The organism is Orrella sp. 11846, assembly GCF_048820935.1.
Classification (GTDB): Bacteria; Pseudomonadota; Gammaproteobacteria; order Burkholderiales; family Burkholderiaceae_B; genus Algicoccus.
Genome location: NZ_JBMERD010000001.1, coordinates 181690 through 200020, shown reverse-complemented (window position 1 = coordinate 200020; position 18331 = coordinate 181690). Strand labels below are relative to the sequence as shown.

Here is an 18331-nt window from a genome sequence, read left to right as displayed (position 1 = left end):
CAATCAGAACTGATGAGAAGAGGGGGGTTCTCATGATCCAGATAAAGCGAGCTTATGAAGCGCCCGATGCGGCGGATGGTTATCGAGTGCTGGTGGATCGTTTGTGGCCACGCGGGGTGCGTAAAGAGGCTTTAAAACTTGATGAGTGGGCTAAAGAGATTGCCCCGAGTACCGAACTGCGACAATGGTTTGGACATGAGCCGCCCAAGTTTGAAGAATTTCAGAAGCGTTATCGTGCTGAACTCAAAGCTAACTCTGAAGCACAAGCTGTTTTAGACGCTTTATTGGTACAAGCTAAAAAAACAACTGTAACGTTGGTTTATGGCAGTCGGGATACGGTTCACAATGGGGCAGTTGTTTTAGCCGAGCTACTGAAAAAAGGTTTGTCTTAAACCGCAGTTGTCTTAAACAATCATTCAGCATTAAAAAACCGCGCTAACTTCGACAGAAAGCGCGGTTTTTTGATTGAAGCTTAACGCCAGTCCCGCGTATTTACAGACACGTAGGACTGGATTGATAAAAATTAAGCATTCAATTCGGCAATGGCTTCATTCAGTGTTGCACTTGCACGCATCGCTGCATTGACCTTATCCGTTTCAGGGCGGTAGTAACCACCAATATCAACAGGTTTGCCTTGTGTGGAGGCCAGTTCTTTCAAAATGACTTCCTGATTGTCTTGCATGGCGTTGGCCAGTTTTTCGAACTTGGCTTTGTTCGCCGCATTTTCAGGATGCTCGGCCATGGCGTTGGCCCAGTACATAACCAGGTAGAAGTGACTACCACGGTTATCCATACCGCCCACTTTTCTTTCGGGTGAGCGGTTCTCATCCAGATAACGACCAGTTGCACTATCGAGGGCTTCTGACAACACTTTAGCTTGTGCATTACCTGTACGGTTAGCCAGATGCTCTAAAGAAGCGGCCAGGGCCATGAACTCACCCAGTGAATCCCAACGCAGGAAACCTTCTTCCACAAACTGCTGAACGTGACGAGGGGCAGAACCACCCGCACCAGTTTCGAAGAGACCACCACCGGCCATCAAAGGCACGATGGAGAGCATTTTTGCACTGGTACCCAGCTCAAGAATTGGGAACAAATCGGTGAGGTAGTCACGCAGCACGTTACCTGTCACAGAAATGGTGTCTTTACCTTGGCGGATACGCTCCAGAGAGTAGTGCGTGGCTTCGATTGGTGACATGATGCGGATATCAAGACCTGATGTATCGTGATCTTTCAAGTAACGCTCTACTTTTTGAATCAGCTGTGCATCGTGGCCACGCTGTGGATCGAGCCAGAAGATAGCAGGGGTGTTTGTCAAACGGGCACGTTCGACAGCCAACTTGACCCAGTCCTGGATAGGGGCATCTTTGGTTTGACACATCCGGAAAATATCACCGGCAGCGACGTTTTGCTCCAGCAAGGTTTTGCCTTGAGCATCAATCACGCGCACAGTCCCTGCAGCAGGCACAATAAAGGTCTTGTTGTGTGAACCGTATTCTTCAGCAGCTTGCGCCATCAAGCCGACGTTGGGCACTGTACCCATGGTGGCAGGATCCAACGCACCGTTGCGTTTGCAATCTTCAATGACAGCTTGGTAAACACCAGCGTAGCAGCGATCAGGAATTACGGCTTTAGTGTCTTGGAGTTCACCTGCAGGGTTCCACATTCTGCCGGAATCGCGGATCATGGCCGGCATGGAAGCATCCACAATGACGTCGCTAGGGACGTGCAGGTTGGTGATGCCACGATCTGAGTCGACCATAGCCAGTTTAGGCAGTTCTTTGTAGGCGGCTTCAATGTCTGCTTTAATCGCATCTTGCTCGTCTTGTGGCAATGTAGCCAAACGGGCGTACAAGTCGCCAATGCCGTTGGTCTCATCAAAGCCGATTTTATTGAGCGTATCTGCGTGTTTGGCCAGCACATCTTTGTAGAACACTGTGACCACGTGACCAAAGAGCACAGGATCAGACACTTTCATCATGGTCGCTTTCAAGTGCACTGAAAACAGCACGTCTTGCGCTTTGGCGTCTTCAACTTGAGCTTGCAAGAACTCACGCAGTTTGGCCACAGACATCACTGATGCGTCAATCACTTCACCAGCTAAAAGCGGGAAGTTCTCTTTGAGTACAGTGGTTTGACCGTCTGCAGCGGAAAATTCAATACGCACATCGGTGGCTTCATCTACAGTGACTGATTTTTCGCTACCGTAGAAGTCGCCTTCGGTCATGCTGGCCACGTGCGATTTTGAGTCGGCTGACCAGGCGCCCATGCGGTGCGGATGCTTACGGGCGTAGTTCTTCACAGAAGCAGGGGCACGGCGATCGGAGTTCCCTTCACGCAGCACTGGGTTCACGGCACTACCTTTAACACGGTCGTAACGCGCTTTGATGTCTTCTTCAGCGGCATTTTGTGGCTCTTCAGGGTACTCAGGCAAAGCAAAACCCTTTTTCTGAAGTTCAGCAATCGCGGCTTTCAGTTGAGGCGTTGATGCACTGATGTTTGGCAGTTTGATGATGTTGGCTTCAGGCTTTTTAGCAAGCTCGCCCAATTCAGCCAACGCATCCGGTGTTTTTTGTGCGTCGGTCAGATAATCTGGGAATACAGCCAGAATTCGGCCGGATAAAGAAATGTCACGGGTTTGAACGTCGATGCCAGCTGTTTTTGCAAAAGCCTGAATCATTGGCAGTAAAGAATGGGTTGCCAATGCAGGTGCTTCGTCGGTCAGGGTGTAAATGATGTTGGAAGTCATAATGTCCTAGGTTCTTATGTTGGGCCACTGGGACAAAGTCCAGTAGCGCGGATAAACGTTGTAATGAACAAAGGCATGTGTACTGTTATATGTCATACACAGGCTACAGAACATGTCTTGTAAACGTGGATCTTGAAAGGTCTTCTATAAGACACAAGATATCCTGCCTATTATAGCGAACACACCCGTAAAAACCCAGTTAAACGCGTGCGATTGACAATTCAATGCGCTTTTTTCTACGCCATAAGGTCTTTTGAACGATGTGGTCTTAAAAACACCTTAAATATGGCATAAACTATATTTGCATTAAATGAAGATTCTATATCTTTCTATCAATGATGGAAGTGCAAATCGTGCACAAAACCGATTTTCTGGAGCAAATAAATGGAAATCTGGCACTGGATTGAAGAAACACTAAGACACCATTTTGAGTTGGCAATTTTCCTGACGCTTGCTATTGGATACTGGGTCGGTGGCCTGAAACTAGGTGGATTCAGTTTAGGGTCGGTGACCGGTACATTGTTGGCTGGTGTGCTGATTGGCCAGATTGGGATTGATATTTCCACGCAGATCAAATCCATCTTCTTTATTATGTTTTTGTTTGCCGTGGGTTTTGGGGTTGGACCGCAGTTTGTTCGCGGCATTGCAACCGACGGTCTACCGCAAGCATTGTTTGCGGTTGTTGTTTCTGTGATGTGTTTACTGTCTGTCTATGGTGTGGCTCTGATCGCTGGTTATGGACCTGGATTGAGTGTCGGTTTACTCGCAGGCACCCAAACGATTTCAGCGTCGATCGGTTTAGCCACTGATGCCATGAATGGGTTGGGGTTAACTGCAACACAAATTCAAGAAGAACTTGATGCGATTCCAGTTGCGTATGCGGTGACTTATCTCTTTGGAACGGTGGGAACAGGTTGGATCATTGCTTTTTTTGGACCAAAAATTCTTGGAATCGATCTAAAAACAGAATGCGCTCGTTATGAAAAAGAGATGTCACAAGGCGAGCCAGAAGGGGGGATTGAGACCGCTTGGCATCAATACATTGTGCGTGCCTACCATTTACACAAAGATGGGTTTGTAGCTGGTAAGACCGTTGCACAAGCAGAAACCATGTTTGAGCATGAATTGTTCCTTGAGAACTTGCGACGCGATGGCGAGATTATTGATTTCGATGACGACACCGTTTTACAGGTGGGTGACATCATTGCAGTGTCAGGTCGACACGAAACACTCACGTACTGGTCAAATCATGCCGAAGAGGTTGCCGATAAAGAATTGCTCAAAATCCCCACAGAATCGATGGATGTGGTCATTACCAGTAAGCACGCAGACGGTGAAACGCTTTTAGAGCTTTCGCAATTGCCTGTTGCGCGGGGTGTGTTTATTACCCGTATTCGCCGTGGCTCCATGGGCGTAGACATTCCTGTACTGGCGCAAACTCAATTGCATCGTGGTGATATTTTGAGTGTGAGCGGCAGTCGCAAGCACGTCGAAGCCCTGGTGGCTGAGCTGGGCTTTGCGGATCGACCCACGAGCGTGACCGACATGGTGTTTGTCGGAGCTGGTATTGTGATTGGTGGTTTGATTGGCGCGATTGTTGTGCCCATCGCGGGTGTTCCAATCACACTTTCGACTTCAGGTGGGGCTTTGATCGCCGGGATCGTATTTGGCTGGTTGCGCAGTTTTAAACCCAAGCTCGGTAGTGTCCCTAGCGCGACCTTATGGTTTATGAACTCAGTGGGTTTAAATGTCTTTATTGCCGTCGTGGGTATCAGTGCCGGCCCAACCTTTATTACGGGTGTCAAAGATGTCGGTATTCAGTTGTTTTTCTGGGGTGTTGCTGCTACGAGTATCCCGATGTTGCTTGCACCTTTAGTTGGTAAGTACCTTTTTAAGTTTGACCCAGCCATCAATCTGGGTTGTTGTGGAGGCGCGCGCACCAGTACGGCTTCCGTTGCCATGGTGGCAGAAGCCGCCGGCAGCGATGTGCCTATGTTGGGCTATACCGTGCCTTACGCTGTAAGTAACACGCTACTGACCTTATGGGGGCTCGTGATTATTCTAATGCTTGGTTAAGAACGACTGCTGACGATTAATGAGCGCTAGGTTATTGCTGATGATGAGTCTGCAATTGATTCGTGAAATGTGCCATGATTCGTGAAATGTGCCATTTAATGTCCTTTATCGCGAAATGAATGTAAATCGTAGAACAGACCAAATGATGTCTCAGTTTCTGTGTGAACCATATAGTTGAACGACAAAGCAAAAGCCCGATGACCGAAACCCATTTGACTGAGTTTTTGATCATCGGGCTTTTTAATTGCCGATCTCTAAGTGGTTAAGACTCAGGCTGCGACAATTTTCTCCAGACGGGCTGGAAAACCTTGGCGCACAACACCACCAGACACCCAGTCAATCCAGACGTTACGCACATCTTCACGCGTGGGATCTGCAAATCCGAGGTCATTGATGTTGACACCGGCAGCCAGTGCACGGTTACCAGGACGGGTTTCATTGTCAATGGTCACGTTACTCGCACCGAGCTGAGTATGGCCATAGCCATGTTCAACGGCAATCGTGCCAGCAATCACACCATCACGCACCATGGCCACGCCATCAATATGTCCGCCTGGACTGACCACACGGATGCGGTCACCATTTCGGATACCAGCCCGCTGTGCATCAGTACGGTTCACAGAAATCGGGTTGTGCGGGTGAACCTGACGCAGACGGGATGCACCAATCGACATCGAACTCATCAAGTTGGACTTGTAAGACGTCATCAGGAACGGCCAATCTGATTCTGGGAATCGGTCACGCATGGCTTGTCCATCTGCCAAGCGAGTAGGGTACCAAGTTGGGCAACCATTCAGACGTTCACCTGTCATACTGTGACGCATGCCACTGAGTTCTTCGTTCCAGAACTGCATAGGTTTGGTGTAACGCGCTTTGAGTTGATCGCCATCCCACGCTTTGTCGACGTCATCAAAACGACCACCGCGTGTCATGAGCATGGCAACTTGATAATACTCATCGTCTTTCAGGCGGGTTTTCATGAGATCGGTATAGCGATCGATCCCCGTGAGCTTCATATCATCCTCACTGGCGGGATCCACAGGATTGCCACCAAAGAAAGCGATATTGGCTGCACCGCGCAGATAGAAATCTTCTGCGGTCAGCAAGTCATGCACACCACCCTTGGTGTCTTTGAGGACGCCTTTCCCAAAACCGGGTAAACCAAGTTTCAGCGCACACTGAATAAAGAAGCTTTCCAGATTAATGGGTTGACCATCGGCTGTGTGTTCCACACGTGGTTTCACAGCGGGTGTCCGAATCGTCGATGCTTTGGCAATGACGTCAGCCCAAGGTGCGCCAATCCCCCAGCTTTCATAGGTGACGGTATCGGGCACGATGTAATCGGAATAAGCACCGGTTTCGTTAATAAACGGATTGACGGCAATGATCAGTGGCACGACTTTAGGGTCACGCAAACGATCTAACGCCATGTTTTTAAAGCCTGCAATGGAGTACACAGGGTTACTGGCACAGTTAATCCAAATCTTCACAGGATAGGGATAACCTTCCATGCCGGAAGCCAGCATTTCGCTACTCAATGCGCCTGGTGCAGGATACCAAGGTGCTTTAGCAGGGTAGGGGTTTTGTCCACTCTCGACTTTGCGTTTGTATTCACTCGATTTCTCATAGCGCATACGATGACGTGACAGCCCCAAACCTTTGGGTGCAACCTTGCCTTCAAAATCAGCAAAGTTGTACTTGGGGCCTTTTCCGAAGGGTCCAAAAGGACCTGCATCCAGAATCAAACCACCACTAACGTTTAAGTTACCAATCAAGGCATTGAGCATCACAATGGCGTAGGCGGTATAAAAACCAGAGCCATTCATCGTACCACCGTGTGCATCGGCTGCTGCTTTAGTACCGTAACTGGTGAATTCGCGACCGATGTTCTCGATTTCAGCCACTGGCACGCCACACAACTCGGCATATTCTGCAAGTGTTTTTTGATGTACGGCGTCACGCAACATGGCTAAGGAAGAACGCACCAGCACTTCTTGACCATCAAATCCGGGGACAGCCAGCATTTGCTCAACCATCACCTGGGCTGGCTCAGTCACATTGTTGGGTGACAATTCACCGGACTTAAGCAGAACCACGGCGGGATCGGGTTTGTCTTCAGCTTTTTCCCAGCCCATGTCGGTACCGCGCAAGAAACTACCAAACCGTGGATGATCTGGATCGGCAATCACCAAATGGCTGGCGTTACTCCATGAGGCTGCATTGACAGCTTGCATCGCTTCTAAGCTAGGCAGTGCAAGCGCTTCTTCGTTATAGCGTTCTTCATCAATGATCCAGCGGATGATGGCCAGCGCTAAGGATAAGTCAGTGCCTGACTTCACGGGCACCCAACGGTTACCGGAACCTGCGGCAAAGCTCGAAGATGTTGGCAGAATTGGGGAGACCACCACGTAGCGGAAAGCGTTTTCTTGACGTGTACGCGCTTGGGCCAATTGACGACCTTGGCGCTGAAAGGGGTTACCTGATTGCGCAGGTGCCGTGCCTAAGAACAAACCAAAGAGGGCATTATCCCAGTCGGGTTTACCGTGTGGCTGACCGACTAAGTCATCATAGAGCGCACCTGCGCCTACACGGAAAGACTGACCACAGTACGAACCGTGGTTACTGAAGTTTACTGAACCAAAGGCTGGCCCAGTAAAGCGTCGCACTAAACCTGTACGGCCTTCGTTGGCTGAATCGGTGACAAGCAGCTGGTTCGAGCGTGGACCGTATTCTGGGTTATTGGGATCGATTGGTGTTTGTGTATCACGCACGGCACGCAAACCATCGACATGGCCCTCACCAAAGAGGTCGCCACCTTCACAGACTTCTTCGATCAACTGTTCAAAGGAAATGGTTTCCCATTTGCCTGAACCACGTGGCCCCACGCGTTTGAGTGGTTGAAGCACACGATTCGGATTGGAGTGCTGCTCGAGCATGGCGTTGCCTCGTGCACAGGCCGTCGCACGGCCTTCAAGGCCGGACTCTGCACCCAAACGACTCAGTACGGTGCGCACTGGGTCTTTCATGGGGAAGGGGTTGGTGGTTGCCAATGGGTGATAGGGGTTACCGACGATGCGCATAATCTTGTTCTCATCGGTATTGACGCGTACGCGCACACCACACTGTGTCCAGCAACCTAAGCAGCTAGACATTGCCACAACCTGGTTACCAGGCACTTCGATTTCACCTGTTTTTGGGTCGATGTGATATTCAGTTTGCAGCGAGTTGCCGCGTGTTGCGCTGGCTGTGGGCACGCCTGAGGTGCCATCGACCAGTCCTTTAGCACCTTTAACTAAGGTGTCTTTATAACCAGCCCCAAAAACAGCCAGTCCACCGGCTGCAGCCCCGCCGCGCAGAAACAAGCTGCGGCGTGACGGTTTTTCTGGAGCGTTCTCCTGTGTCGTATCCACAGGTAAATCATTCGTTGTACGTTTCTGACTCATGGTGATCCTTACAAATATTTAGCCATGGGCGAACGGTGAGCGGCCAGTTGTTGATTTGGCCGGAAAATAAGCGAGTAGTGCGGTCACAATGGCAATCAGTGCAATACACAGGCCAAGCATGCCGAGCATGCCAGTCAGCCCATCACTACCCAACGGCATGGAATAGAGGTAGAGACCTGCACCGTATTTCGGTACACCCTGAACCGCCATGAAGATAATCCAGCGAAACATCCAGGCCGCTGCCAAGATAATCAGCGCCAGCAAAGTACCTTGCCATCCACAAATCACACGTTCATTCTGGCGAACCAGCAACAGCATGACAATGAGACCTGTGACCACAGAACCCAGCAGACCAATACGCCAGACAGGAAACTGTGCAAACAAGAACATGGCGGCATCGTAGGATGGCTCAAAACCCGCCATGCCAGCGACAACCCAAACAAAGGCGCACAAGATCAGCAGTGACACAGAGGCCACGAGTAAACGCTTGATCAAAGTGGCGGGCAATGCACGCACGCCATAACCAGGGATCCAGCGTGCAATCAGCAAGGTGGCACCCAAGCTGGCTAACCAACCGGTCAAAGCAAAGTTAATAGGTAAGAAGGGCGTATTCCACAAAGGACGTGACTTAATGACCATCACTTCCATGCCGGTGTAAACCAAGATAGAAATTGACGACAAAATTAACAGCACGCCAACCAGCTTTTGCAGTCCTGTTTTACCTAGCCACCACAAAAAACAAAACAGCAGCGACAAGCCCACAAAAACGGGCAACAAGAAAGCACCTAATGACATCCACGACCAAGGTGTCGGATGGGCATAAAAGTGCCAGAAGCGCGCAGGTTGGTGTAAGTCAGCCAACAAGGAAACGGGGGCGGCAACAGCACTCACCACCAGCACAACAATCAGTGCTGGCATCAATGCGCGGGCGCTTTGGCTCCCAGAAAACCCTACAAAACTTGCGGTGAGCGCGGTCGTCGTGGCAATACCGATCAGAAAAAAGTACTGAACCGCCCACGGCAGCCACGCCACTTCATACGAAGGGGTGAGAATTTCAATGATTTGCATAAAATTACTCCAGAATCAGGCTCGGTTCCCAGATAACACTTAGAAGTTGTCTTCTTCAGCCAATAAACGAACACTAGCTTGGCCATCAATGCCATCGATAAACTCATCGGGCAAACCAATGTAGAAGACGTGAGGGGCCGTACCTTGATCAGGTTTAAGCACCTTGATGTCATCGCGGTTTTGTTCAATCAGACGAGAGACTTCACTGTCTGGATCGAGGAGGTTGCCAGAGACACGTGCACCACCAACACAAGTTTCAACGCACGCAGGCAAGAGACCCGCTTCTAAACGATGCTCACAGAACGTGCATTTGTCAGCCGTCTGCGTCTCATGGTTGATGAAACGTGCATCGTACGGGCAGGCCTGAACACAGTAGCCACAGCCCACGCAACGTTCGTTGTCCACCAGCACAATGCCATCTTCACGCTGGAAGGTTGCTTGAACAGGGCACACTGGAACACAGGGTGGGTTTTCGCAATGGTTACAAAGGCGAGGGAGGCTGAACATGGCGGGATTGTTGTCCGCCGCAAAATCAACCTCGTATTGCAAAACTGTTGTGCGGAACTGACCAATGGGTGGTGCGTTCTCAATCGAACAGCTCACCGTACAGGCCTGACAACCAATGCATTTACGAACGTCAATAACCATCCCATAACGCACACCCGGCATGCCTGGACGGCGAGCGGGTTGTGTTGAAGCTTCAGCAGCAACAGGAATAATTGGAATAACGGTGGTACCAGCACCTACAGCAGCCATTTTGCGTAAAAAGCCGCGTTTGCCAGAATCCACCTGCCCATCTGTGGGTGACGCACACTTGACCATGTAAAAACTCTCCAACTGATCGATCGATAACCTCAATCAGTATAGGGTTTTTATTCATAAATTATCACGCCATCAGAATGGGTATGTTTGACGAACATCAACTAAATGTCAGTTAATGTTCGTTTTAGTGAGTGTTGTTATGGATTATTTTTAAGATGTTGGCTGGCTTGTTGACTACTTTCATAAATGTACGGTGCCACCCCACGCTGTTCGAGTGCATCGCCCAACTTTGCCCTCAAGAAGGAACTCGTGGTGTACCGTGTGACGTGCGTGTAGTGGTCGCGCATGAGCGCTTCGACCATTTCTGAGTAGGCATCCAGAACCGCAGGTGCAATCGTGAAAGTGTCATAGTTCACAATCGCAGGCACAGTTCGGTTGAGCGGTTTTAAAATAGAACGAACGGTCTGATCAATAGCCATGACGTCTTCAGGGGTATGAACCGCCAAACCTTCAAAGTTAATAAAGAAAATGTTTTGCTTATCATCAAAGATAAACCGATCCTTGAGCGGCTTACTCAGAAGCTGATGGCGTAGCTGCATGGGTTGTACATCAAAAATTCGTGCATCCATGGTCTTCGGTGTTTGCTTCATGACGGGCTTAAAATCCATTTGCGACAAAATGTCACGCTCAAGATCAATCCCGGGAGCCACTTCGATCAGCGCCATCCCTTCGTCTGTGAGCTCAAATACACAACGTTCGGTGATATATAAAACGCGCTGCCCACGAATCATGGCGTGATGACCACTGAATGTGCGATGTTCGACTTCAGTCACAAACTTCACACCTTGGCCTTCTTTGCGGATCTGGATTCTTCCATCTTCAATTTCAACTTCTGCGCCTTTGGCGTGAAATGTGCCCAAAAAGACGACGGATTGCGAATTTTGACTGATATTAATAAAACCACCCGCACCCGCCAAACGAGGTCCAAACTTACTAACATTCAGATTGCCTTGGGCATCAGCCTGCGCTAACCCTAGAAATGCAACGTCGAGTCCACCGCCATCGTAAAAGTCGAACTGATATGGTTGATCGATAACAGCTTGTGTATTGACCGCTGCCCCAAAATTCAACCCACCGGCTGGAATCCCACCAATCACACCGGGCTCAGCTGTGAGGGTGATTAAATCAATGATTTTTTCTTCGGCTGCCACATTGGCAATGCCTTCGGGCATACCAATGCCCAGATTGACCACGGCGTTGACTGGTAACTCTAGCGATGCACGACGCGCGATGATCTTGCGCGGGCTCATGGGCATGGGTTCAATAGAGCTGCCAGGTGTGCGAATTTCAGCGCTGAAAGCTGGGCTATAGGGTTCGGCAAACGTCTGCCAATGGTTTTGTGGTTGCGCTTTAATCACACAATCCACCAGAATGCCTGGAACTTTGACCTGACGGGGATGTAGTGAATGATAGTCAGCAATGCGCTCGACCTGCGCCAACACTAGACCACCTGAGTTACGTACTGCCATGGCAATGGCGAGCGCCTCCAGCGTGAGCGCTTCTTTTTCCATGGTGAGGTTGCCATTGGGATCAGCCGTGGTCGCGCGGATAATACCGATGTGAATTGGAAAGCTCTTAAAAAACAAATGCTCATCACCATCAATCTCTATGCGACGCACCAGATCTTCAGTCGTGCGGGCATTGAGTTTGCCACCCCCATGCTCAGGATCGACAAATGTGCCTAATCCGACTTTGGATAAATGTCCTGGACGACCGGCTGCGATGTCCCGAAATAGCTGACTGATGACGCCTTGCGGCAAGTTATAGGCCTCAATTTCATTATTGATGGCTAGTTTTTGTAAAGAGGGCACAAGTCCCCAGTGACCGCCAATGACTCGTTTGACTAGGCCCGGATGACCAAAATGGTTCAATCCGCGTGACTGACCGTCACCTTGACCTGCGGCATACACCAGCGTGAGATCGCGAGGATGTCCAGCACCCATCGGGGCACTGGGATCTTCACCTAAGAAGCGTTGCTCTAAAGCAATCGCAAGCTCTTCCGCAAAACCGATCCCCACAAAACCACCTGTGGCAATCGTGTCGCCATCACGAATCAAACGCACGGCTTCTTGCGCAGACACGACTTTGCCACGTTCACTGTTTTGTAAAGATGCCAGCATTTCCCGCACTGGATGGTTCTCCATGTCTGCCTACTCCTACTTTGGCGTTATTCTAAGAATTCGTGATGCAAATTCATTGTGATGTGTCTGATAGTGTATCTGCTGACATCGACCTGCTGACGCAATAGGCGACACGAGCGACAGTCAAGACATGACAAAAATCAGACAAATTGCTTTAATACGGGCAAAATAAAATGACTGAAATCGCAAAAAGCAGTTCCTCAAGAATACTTATAAATGATATTGTCTGAAAAAGACAATCAACAAATATCCTCTGTCTAGATAGACAGACACTGTTTTAACGTGACCCCAATGGAGACAAAATGGGACATACCAATCTGAATTTTGACCGCTATCCACAAAAGCCACACGGTGGAAAACTCGTCAATCAAGTCGTACCTGCAGACAAGGTGCGCGGAGAAATTGAGCGCGCACGCACATTGCCCAGCATTCGTGTGGATCTGGAAGCGGTCATTACCATTGAAATGATCGCAACCGGTGTGCTTTCACCAATCACTGGGTTCATGAAAGAAAACGACTATAAGTCTGTTCTGAGCAATGGCCGTCTGGCCGATGGCACGGTTTGGCCCGTCCCGTTGAGCTTTGCGCCGATTGGCAATCGCAACCAAGAAATCATCAAACAGTTAAAAGTCGGCGATCAGGTTGCTTTGACAGACTACGACAATGAGCCCGTCGCCATTCTGGACATTGAAGATCTGTTTGACTATGACAAAGGAGAGCGCTCGCAAAAGCTATTTGGAACCACAGACCGCAATCACCCCGGTGTGGATTCCGTCTACCGTCGTATGGGTGATGTGTCACTAGGTGGCACCTTGCATTTACTCAAGCGAGTGGACTGGGGTCCATTTGAGAAGCTACGTCAAGAGCCTAAAGACACTTGGCACATGTTTTATGAAGAGCGAAAATATCGTTCTGTGGCTGGGTTTATCACCGGTGCCAACCCCATGCACCGTGGACACGAATACATTCACCGCAATGCCTTAGAGCAAGTCGACGGTTTATTCCTACAGCCCTTGGTGGAGATGGCCAAACGTGAATACGTGCGCCACGAATACCGTGTCCTTGCTTATCGCAACGTGCTGGAAACTTACTATCCCAAAGAGCGCGCCATGCTCTCGCCACTGCGAGTCACGTATATTTTTGCGGGACCCCGTGAAGCTGTTTTACATGCTTTGATCATGAAAAACTACGGCTGCACACACGCGTTAATTGGTCGAGACCACGCCGGCATTGGCAGCTTCTATGACAAGTACGCCAGCCATTCGATTTTTGATGAGTTCACACCCGATGAACTTGGCATTGATATCCGGCTATTTCACGAAGTGTTCTATTGCACACGTTGTAACTGCCACGCAACGACTGAGACCTGCCCACATGATGAGCGCTATCGCTTGGTCATCTCCGGCACCGGTATTCGTGAAATGCTGCGCCATGGCATCACACCGCCCAAAGAAGTGGTTCGTCCAGAATCGATTCTGGCCGGAATGCAGGGGATTCAGCCCAAAGGGGTAGATGCTTCTGGTGAGTCCATCCAACCCGTTGCCAAAATCATCAACGGCATGTATCCGTATTACAAGAAGTACACCCGTCTGGGCGGTATAGAACGCAGTGTGCCACTCACAGATGATCAGCTCTGTGTGCGCGACCTCGAAGTGGCCACACTCGATGCACGTAGTCACGCCAATGAAATCTATACGGAGATTTACGAAGAGTACAACCGAGTGCTGGATCACAATCGCAGCATTCAACCGTCTTGGATTCAGGAAGCCCGCCGCGCACTACGCAATCAGCAAGAACGCATCATCAGCGACCTTGAAGAGAAAGTGGATCAAGCGCTCGATACCGCCTCCGATGAATTCCTTTATCAGGATAAAGCAGAAGCACAAAGAGAGCTTGAAGCCGCTAAATCATTGCTGCAGGATATTCCGAAAGAACTCACGCGCGAACGAATGCAAGAACGCGCATGGAATCCATTGCCTTACAAACGCTATCGTGGGGCCGATGAGGAATAAGCCTAGGCCAGTGAATGAACACGCGTAGAGTCATTCATCAAAGACTCTACAAGCGAAAATTAGTCAAGGAGCAATTCGGAACGCTTATTCAGACTGCTCAACACTCACCAGTTCACCGGACTCAAAATATAAGGTGAACTGGTGGTTTTGTGTGATGGCGCTGTCACTATCTACGCTCGGGCGCACTTGTAATTCAAGCGTGTTGCCAACAAGCGCTAGTCCATTCAGCTCTACAGGTTTGCCTTCACACCAAGCTTGACCTTGTACTTTTTGAAAGGTTTGCGTCAATTCAATTTCGAATAAACGATCATCCACACATTCCCAAGCCCATTGACCCGCAATCTGAGCCGGAATCACCCATTTATACAAGTTGACACAGCCCATCTCCAGATGTTCATCGGGCTCCCAGTCTCCCATGTCAAACGCGTGCGAAAGCACACGCGTCCCCGGTTTCAGTGTTTTAAGTAGGTGAGGACGCAATTCCAGATTCACCGACTCCAACAAATACAAGATAACAACTGTGGCTGGTGAAATATCTGCATCAAAAAAGCTTTCTTCAATGAAATCGACCATGTGTTCGACACGAGCATGCGCCGCATCTTCCATGCCATCGGCAATCCGCAAGGGATCCAGTTCAATCCCCACCCCTTGAGCCAGAAAACGCCGGGCCGCCTCAATCAAAATACGCCCATCGCCCGCACCCAAGTCATAGATCACGTCGTCGCGATGTATCTCGCCAAGCTTCAGAATGGCTTTAATCACCGCATCGTCTGTGGGCACAAAGGGGACATCGAGCATCACCGCGGGCTCGATCTGGAAACCATCCAGATCATCAATCAGATCTCTATACATGGGCGGGTACTCTCCTGCAAGGCAAATTGAAGACGTTTCTCAGAGGTGCGAAATTCATCCCTTCAAGATAGCACTGTTCTGACGTCTGTGAGCAATAGTGATGTTGACCCACTTTTTAGATCAACAAACAACATTGTTTCAGCAGCCTGATGGCCTACAACGTGTCAGCCAACTGAAAGGAAACGAAATCACAGCAAATTTGGGACTTGACTTTCAGTTCTTTCAGAGCAATCCATCGAGATGCGCTACCATAATGTGGTTAAACTCACTGGTTCATTGCGGATGCACTCGCCGATGCGACGACCCGATGAGTTCAGAAAACGTAAAGACTTTAAATACAGAGAACAGGAGTTGTTTTGTGAAAAAGAATCATGTGCTGGGTTGGTTCTCGGCTGCCATGGTGGCAGGTGCAATGGCATTTGCGCCTGCAATGGCACAAACCCCATTAAAAATGGCGTATGCCTTATCGAAAGATTCGCACTACGGTGCGGGTGCAAAAGCATTTGTTGAAAGCCTGGGTGCAAACAACAAAGATTTTGTGATTGAAGAGTTTCCTAATAGTGCCCTGGGTGGTGAGCGTGAAGTTATCGAAGGCTTGCAACTCGGTACCGTGGACGTTGCCATTGTGTCAACTGGCGCCACACTAAACTTTGTGCCTCAAACCGGTGCACTGGACATTCCATTCCTGTTTGCAGATTTGGATCATGCCCGCGGTGTGCTCGATGGTGAGATCGGACAAGGCATGTTGGAGAAATTCCCTGAGCATGGTTTGGTTGCATTGGCTTGGGGTGAGCAAGGTTTTCGTCACCTGACCAACAGCAAGCGTCCTGTTGAAAACCCAGACGATATCAAGGGTTTGAAAATCCGCATCACAGAAAACCCTATCCATTTGAAAGCATTCCGTGAATTGGATGTGTTGGCCACGCCTATGGCTTGGCCTGAAGTCTCAACCGCATTACAGCAAGGCACAATTGATGGGCAAGAAAACCCCTTATCTGTGATTGTGTCCACCAAAATGTGGCAACTTCAACCCTACCTGTCCATGACCGGCCACGTCTATGCACCTGCACTGGTGTTAATGTCACCCGCCGTTTACGATAGCCTGTCTGCTGAAGACAAAGCAGGTTTTGCTGAAGCAGGCAAAGCCGCTTCTAAAGCCATGCGTGCCTACGTGGATCAAGTGGAAAAAGAAGGTCTGGAGACCCTCAAAGCCAATGGCATGAAAGTCAACGATGTGGATTATGCTGCGTTTGAAGCCGCTGTACAGCCTGTGTATCCACAGTATTACGATCAGTTCGGTCAAGAACTCATCGAATCCATCCGCAAAGCGAAGTAATCAATATGCTTGCAAGCCTTGATCGCTATTTATTCAGAACTGTTTCATGGCTGGCCCAGATACTACTCTGGTCAGCGGTCGGGGCGGGTTTCTATCAGGTTGTCTCACGATTCATCCTTCAATCGCCGACAGCCTGGTCAGAAGCTTGGACACGTGCATCCATTATTTGGGTCGTGATGCTGGGATTGTCACTGGCATTTCGCCAAGGTGCAATGCTAGGGGTTGATTACTTACACAGCAAACTAGACAAGTATGGTTATGGTCGTTTGCTTGAACATTTAGTGACGCTCATTGTGGTCGCATTTCTGGCATTTTTACTTTGGTTAAGCATCTCGATGACCTGGCGGGTTCGATTTCAAACCATGCCGACCTTAGGTGTTTCGATCTCCTGGGTCTATCTCTCGATTCCGGTTGGCGCCTGTCTGTCGCTCATCGCAGTTCTATTTCACTGGGCACGCGGTGGCAGACGCGCACAAAGCTCAGAGTCTGAGTAACGAGGACACATCATGTCGCAGTTAATGGTTTTGACCATGTTGTTGTTCTTTGGACTCACGGTTCCGGTGGCTGTTTCTATCGGTCTGGCCAGTATGCTGGGCATTGGCATGGAGACACGCCTGCCTTGGCTCGTGATTGCCCAGCAACTTTATGCATCACTGGATAAATATCCATTGATGGCTGTGCCATTTTTCATTTTGGCGGGTAACTTGATGGAGGCGGGCGGTATCTCAGACCGTCTTGTGGAGTTCGCCAAAAGCCTTGTGGGCGGTATTCGTGGTGGTTTAGCCATCTCTTGCGTGCTGACTTGTATGATTTTTGCGGCAGTGGCAGGTTCTAGTGTGGCAACTACGTTTGCGGTAGGTGCCATCTTAATTCCCTCCATGGTCAAGCATGGTTACCCCGCACCATTTGCTGCCTCATTACAAGCGACTTCTGCTGAATTAGGGGTTATTGTGCCACCTTCGGTGCCAATGATTCTGTACGCCGTCTCGACAGACACCTCGGTGGGTGAGATTTTTATCGCAGGAATTGGTCCCGGAATTCTCATTGCAGTGGCTTTAATGGCTTACGTCTGGCTTTATGCCAGACGCCATGATCTGGGTCATCAAGACGGTTTAAATCGACTAAGCATCTGGGCCGCTTTGCGCCAAGCGTGGTTGGCGCTCTTGATGCCTGTCATTATTCTAGGTGGTATTTATGGTGGTGTTTTTACGCCCACAGAAGCCTCCGCCGTGGCCGTTGTCTACGCTTTGATTGTGGGACGGTTTGTCTACAAAAAGCTGACCTTTAAGCAGCTTTCAAAAACCTTTCACCGCTCTGTTGTATCGACTGCCGTCATTATGTTCATCATGGCCAATGCGGGAGTCTTTGGTTTCTTACTGAATCGCGCCGGTGTGCCGATGGCACTGGGTCAATGGTTAACCAGCGTATTCTCAGATCAAGTGACGTTCCTGTTAGGCGTGAATGCAGCGTTGCTGTTGATTGGCATGTTTATTGAAACGTCCGCCTCGATCGTCGTACTGGCCCCGTTACTTTTACCTGTGGCCATTCAGTTTGGTGTGGATCCAGTTCATTTTGGTTTAATTATGGTTGTGAATCTGGCACTGGGTATGGTCACACCACCATTTGGCGTCAATCTCTTTGCAGCCAGCCAAGTGGCCAAAGTTCCACTTGAAAACATGGTGAAACCATTAATTCCCTTTATCACTGTCACGCTACTGTGTTTAATGGCTATTACTTACTGGCCTGATTTGTCACTATATTTACGCGATCTTGTGTATCGCTAGAGCGACTGACGATCGTTCAAAAACCAGAAAACAATTAAAAAACATAAA

At 49.5% G+C, this 18331-nt stretch carries 12 protein-coding genes; 6 read left to right on the top strand and 6 right to left on the bottom strand.

From position 1 onward, the window contains the following. Positions 1 to 32: 32 nt before the first annotated feature. On the top strand, positions 33 to 392 hold the full coding sequence (locus ACOI06_RS00935; protein ID WP_420660562.1) for a DUF488 domain-containing protein: 360 nt from the start codon (positions 33 to 35) through the stop codon (positions 390 to 392). A gap of 131 nt (positions 393 to 523) precedes the next feature. On the opposite strand, the gene ACOI06_RS00930 is transcribed toward ACOI06_RS00935, so the two are convergent. Then, on the bottom strand, positions 524 to 2749 hold the full coding sequence (locus ACOI06_RS00930; RefSeq protein WP_420660561.1) for an NADP-dependent isocitrate dehydrogenase: 2226 nt from the start codon (positions 2747 to 2749) through the stop codon (positions 524 to 526). 384 nt (positions 2750 to 3133) lie between these two features. Here ACOI06_RS00930 and aspT point away from each other — a divergent pair, with 384 nt between their 5' ends. Continuing rightward, entirely contained in the window at positions 3134 to 4825 is a 1692-nt protein-coding gene (aspT, locus tag ACOI06_RS00925) for an aspartate-alanine antiporter (RefSeq protein ID WP_420660560.1), read from the top strand. 269 nt (positions 4826 to 5094) lie between these two features. On the opposite strand, the gene ACOI06_RS00920 is transcribed toward aspT, so the two are convergent. From ACOI06_RS00920 to ACOI06_RS00905, 4 genes are all read right to left on the bottom strand, one after another. Beyond that, complete coding sequence (locus tag ACOI06_RS00920; protein WP_420660559.1) at positions 5095 to 8268, bottom strand: molybdopterin dinucleotide binding domain-containing protein; 3174 nt, start codon at positions 8266 to 8268, stop codon at positions 5095 to 5097. Between the two features lie 18 nt (positions 8269 to 8286). Beyond that, positions 8287 to 9336: an NrfD/PsrC family molybdoenzyme membrane anchor subunit gene (gene nrfD / locus ACOI06_RS00915; protein ID WP_420660558.1), complete on the bottom strand. Its 1050-nt coding sequence runs from the start codon at positions 9334 to 9336 to the stop codon at positions 8287 to 8289. A gap of 39 nt (positions 9337 to 9375) precedes the next feature. Beyond that, positions 9376 to 10158 carry a sulfate reduction electron transfer complex DsrMKJOP subunit DsrO gene (dsrO, locus tag ACOI06_RS00910; protein WP_420660557.1) on the bottom strand — a complete coding sequence of 261 codons (783 nt, stop codon included), beginning with the start codon at positions 10156 to 10158 and terminating at the stop codon, positions 9376 to 9378. Positions 10159 to 10295: 137 nt separating this feature from the next. After that, on the bottom strand, positions 10296 to 12302 hold the full coding sequence (locus ACOI06_RS00905; RefSeq protein ID WP_420660556.1) for an acyl CoA:acetate/3-ketoacid CoA transferase: 2007 nt from the start codon (positions 12300 to 12302) through the stop codon (positions 10296 to 10298). A 299-nt stretch (positions 12303 to 12601) separates the two neighbouring features. Here ACOI06_RS00905 and ACOI06_RS00900 point away from each other — a divergent pair, with 299 nt between their 5' ends. Then, a complete protein-coding gene (locus ACOI06_RS00900; protein WP_420660554.1) occupies positions 12602 to 14311 on the top strand; it encodes a sulfate adenylyltransferase in 1710 nt (569 codons plus the stop codon). 84 nt (positions 14312 to 14395) lie between these two features. Here ACOI06_RS00900 and ACOI06_RS00895 read toward each other — a convergent pair whose 3' ends face one another. Beyond that, on the bottom strand, positions 14396 to 15163 hold the full coding sequence (locus ACOI06_RS00895; protein ID WP_420660552.1) for a class I SAM-dependent methyltransferase: 768 nt from the start codon (positions 15161 to 15163) through the stop codon (positions 14396 to 14398). 397 nt (positions 15164 to 15560) lie between these two features. On the opposite strand from ACOI06_RS00895, the gene ACOI06_RS00890 reads away from it, so the two are divergent. The 3 genes from ACOI06_RS00890 to ACOI06_RS00880 are packed head-to-tail and all read left to right on the top strand — an operon-like array spanning position 15561 to position 18283. Further along, positions 15561 to 16499: a TRAP transporter substrate-binding protein gene (locus ACOI06_RS00890; RefSeq protein ID WP_420660720.1), complete on the top strand. Its 939-nt coding sequence runs from the start codon at positions 15561 to 15563 to the stop codon at positions 16497 to 16499. A gap of 5 nt (positions 16500 to 16504) precedes the next feature. Then, positions 16505 to 16993, top strand: coding sequence for a TRAP transporter small permease (locus tag ACOI06_RS00885; RefSeq protein ID WP_420660551.1), 489 nt, complete (start codon positions 16505 to 16507; stop codon positions 16991 to 16993). A gap of 12 nt (positions 16994 to 17005) precedes the next feature. Next, positions 17006 to 18283: a TRAP transporter large permease gene (locus ACOI06_RS00880; protein ID WP_420660550.1), complete on the top strand. Its 1278-nt coding sequence runs from the start codon at positions 17006 to 17008 to the stop codon at positions 18281 to 18283. Positions 18284 to 18331: the final 48 nt, after the last annotated feature.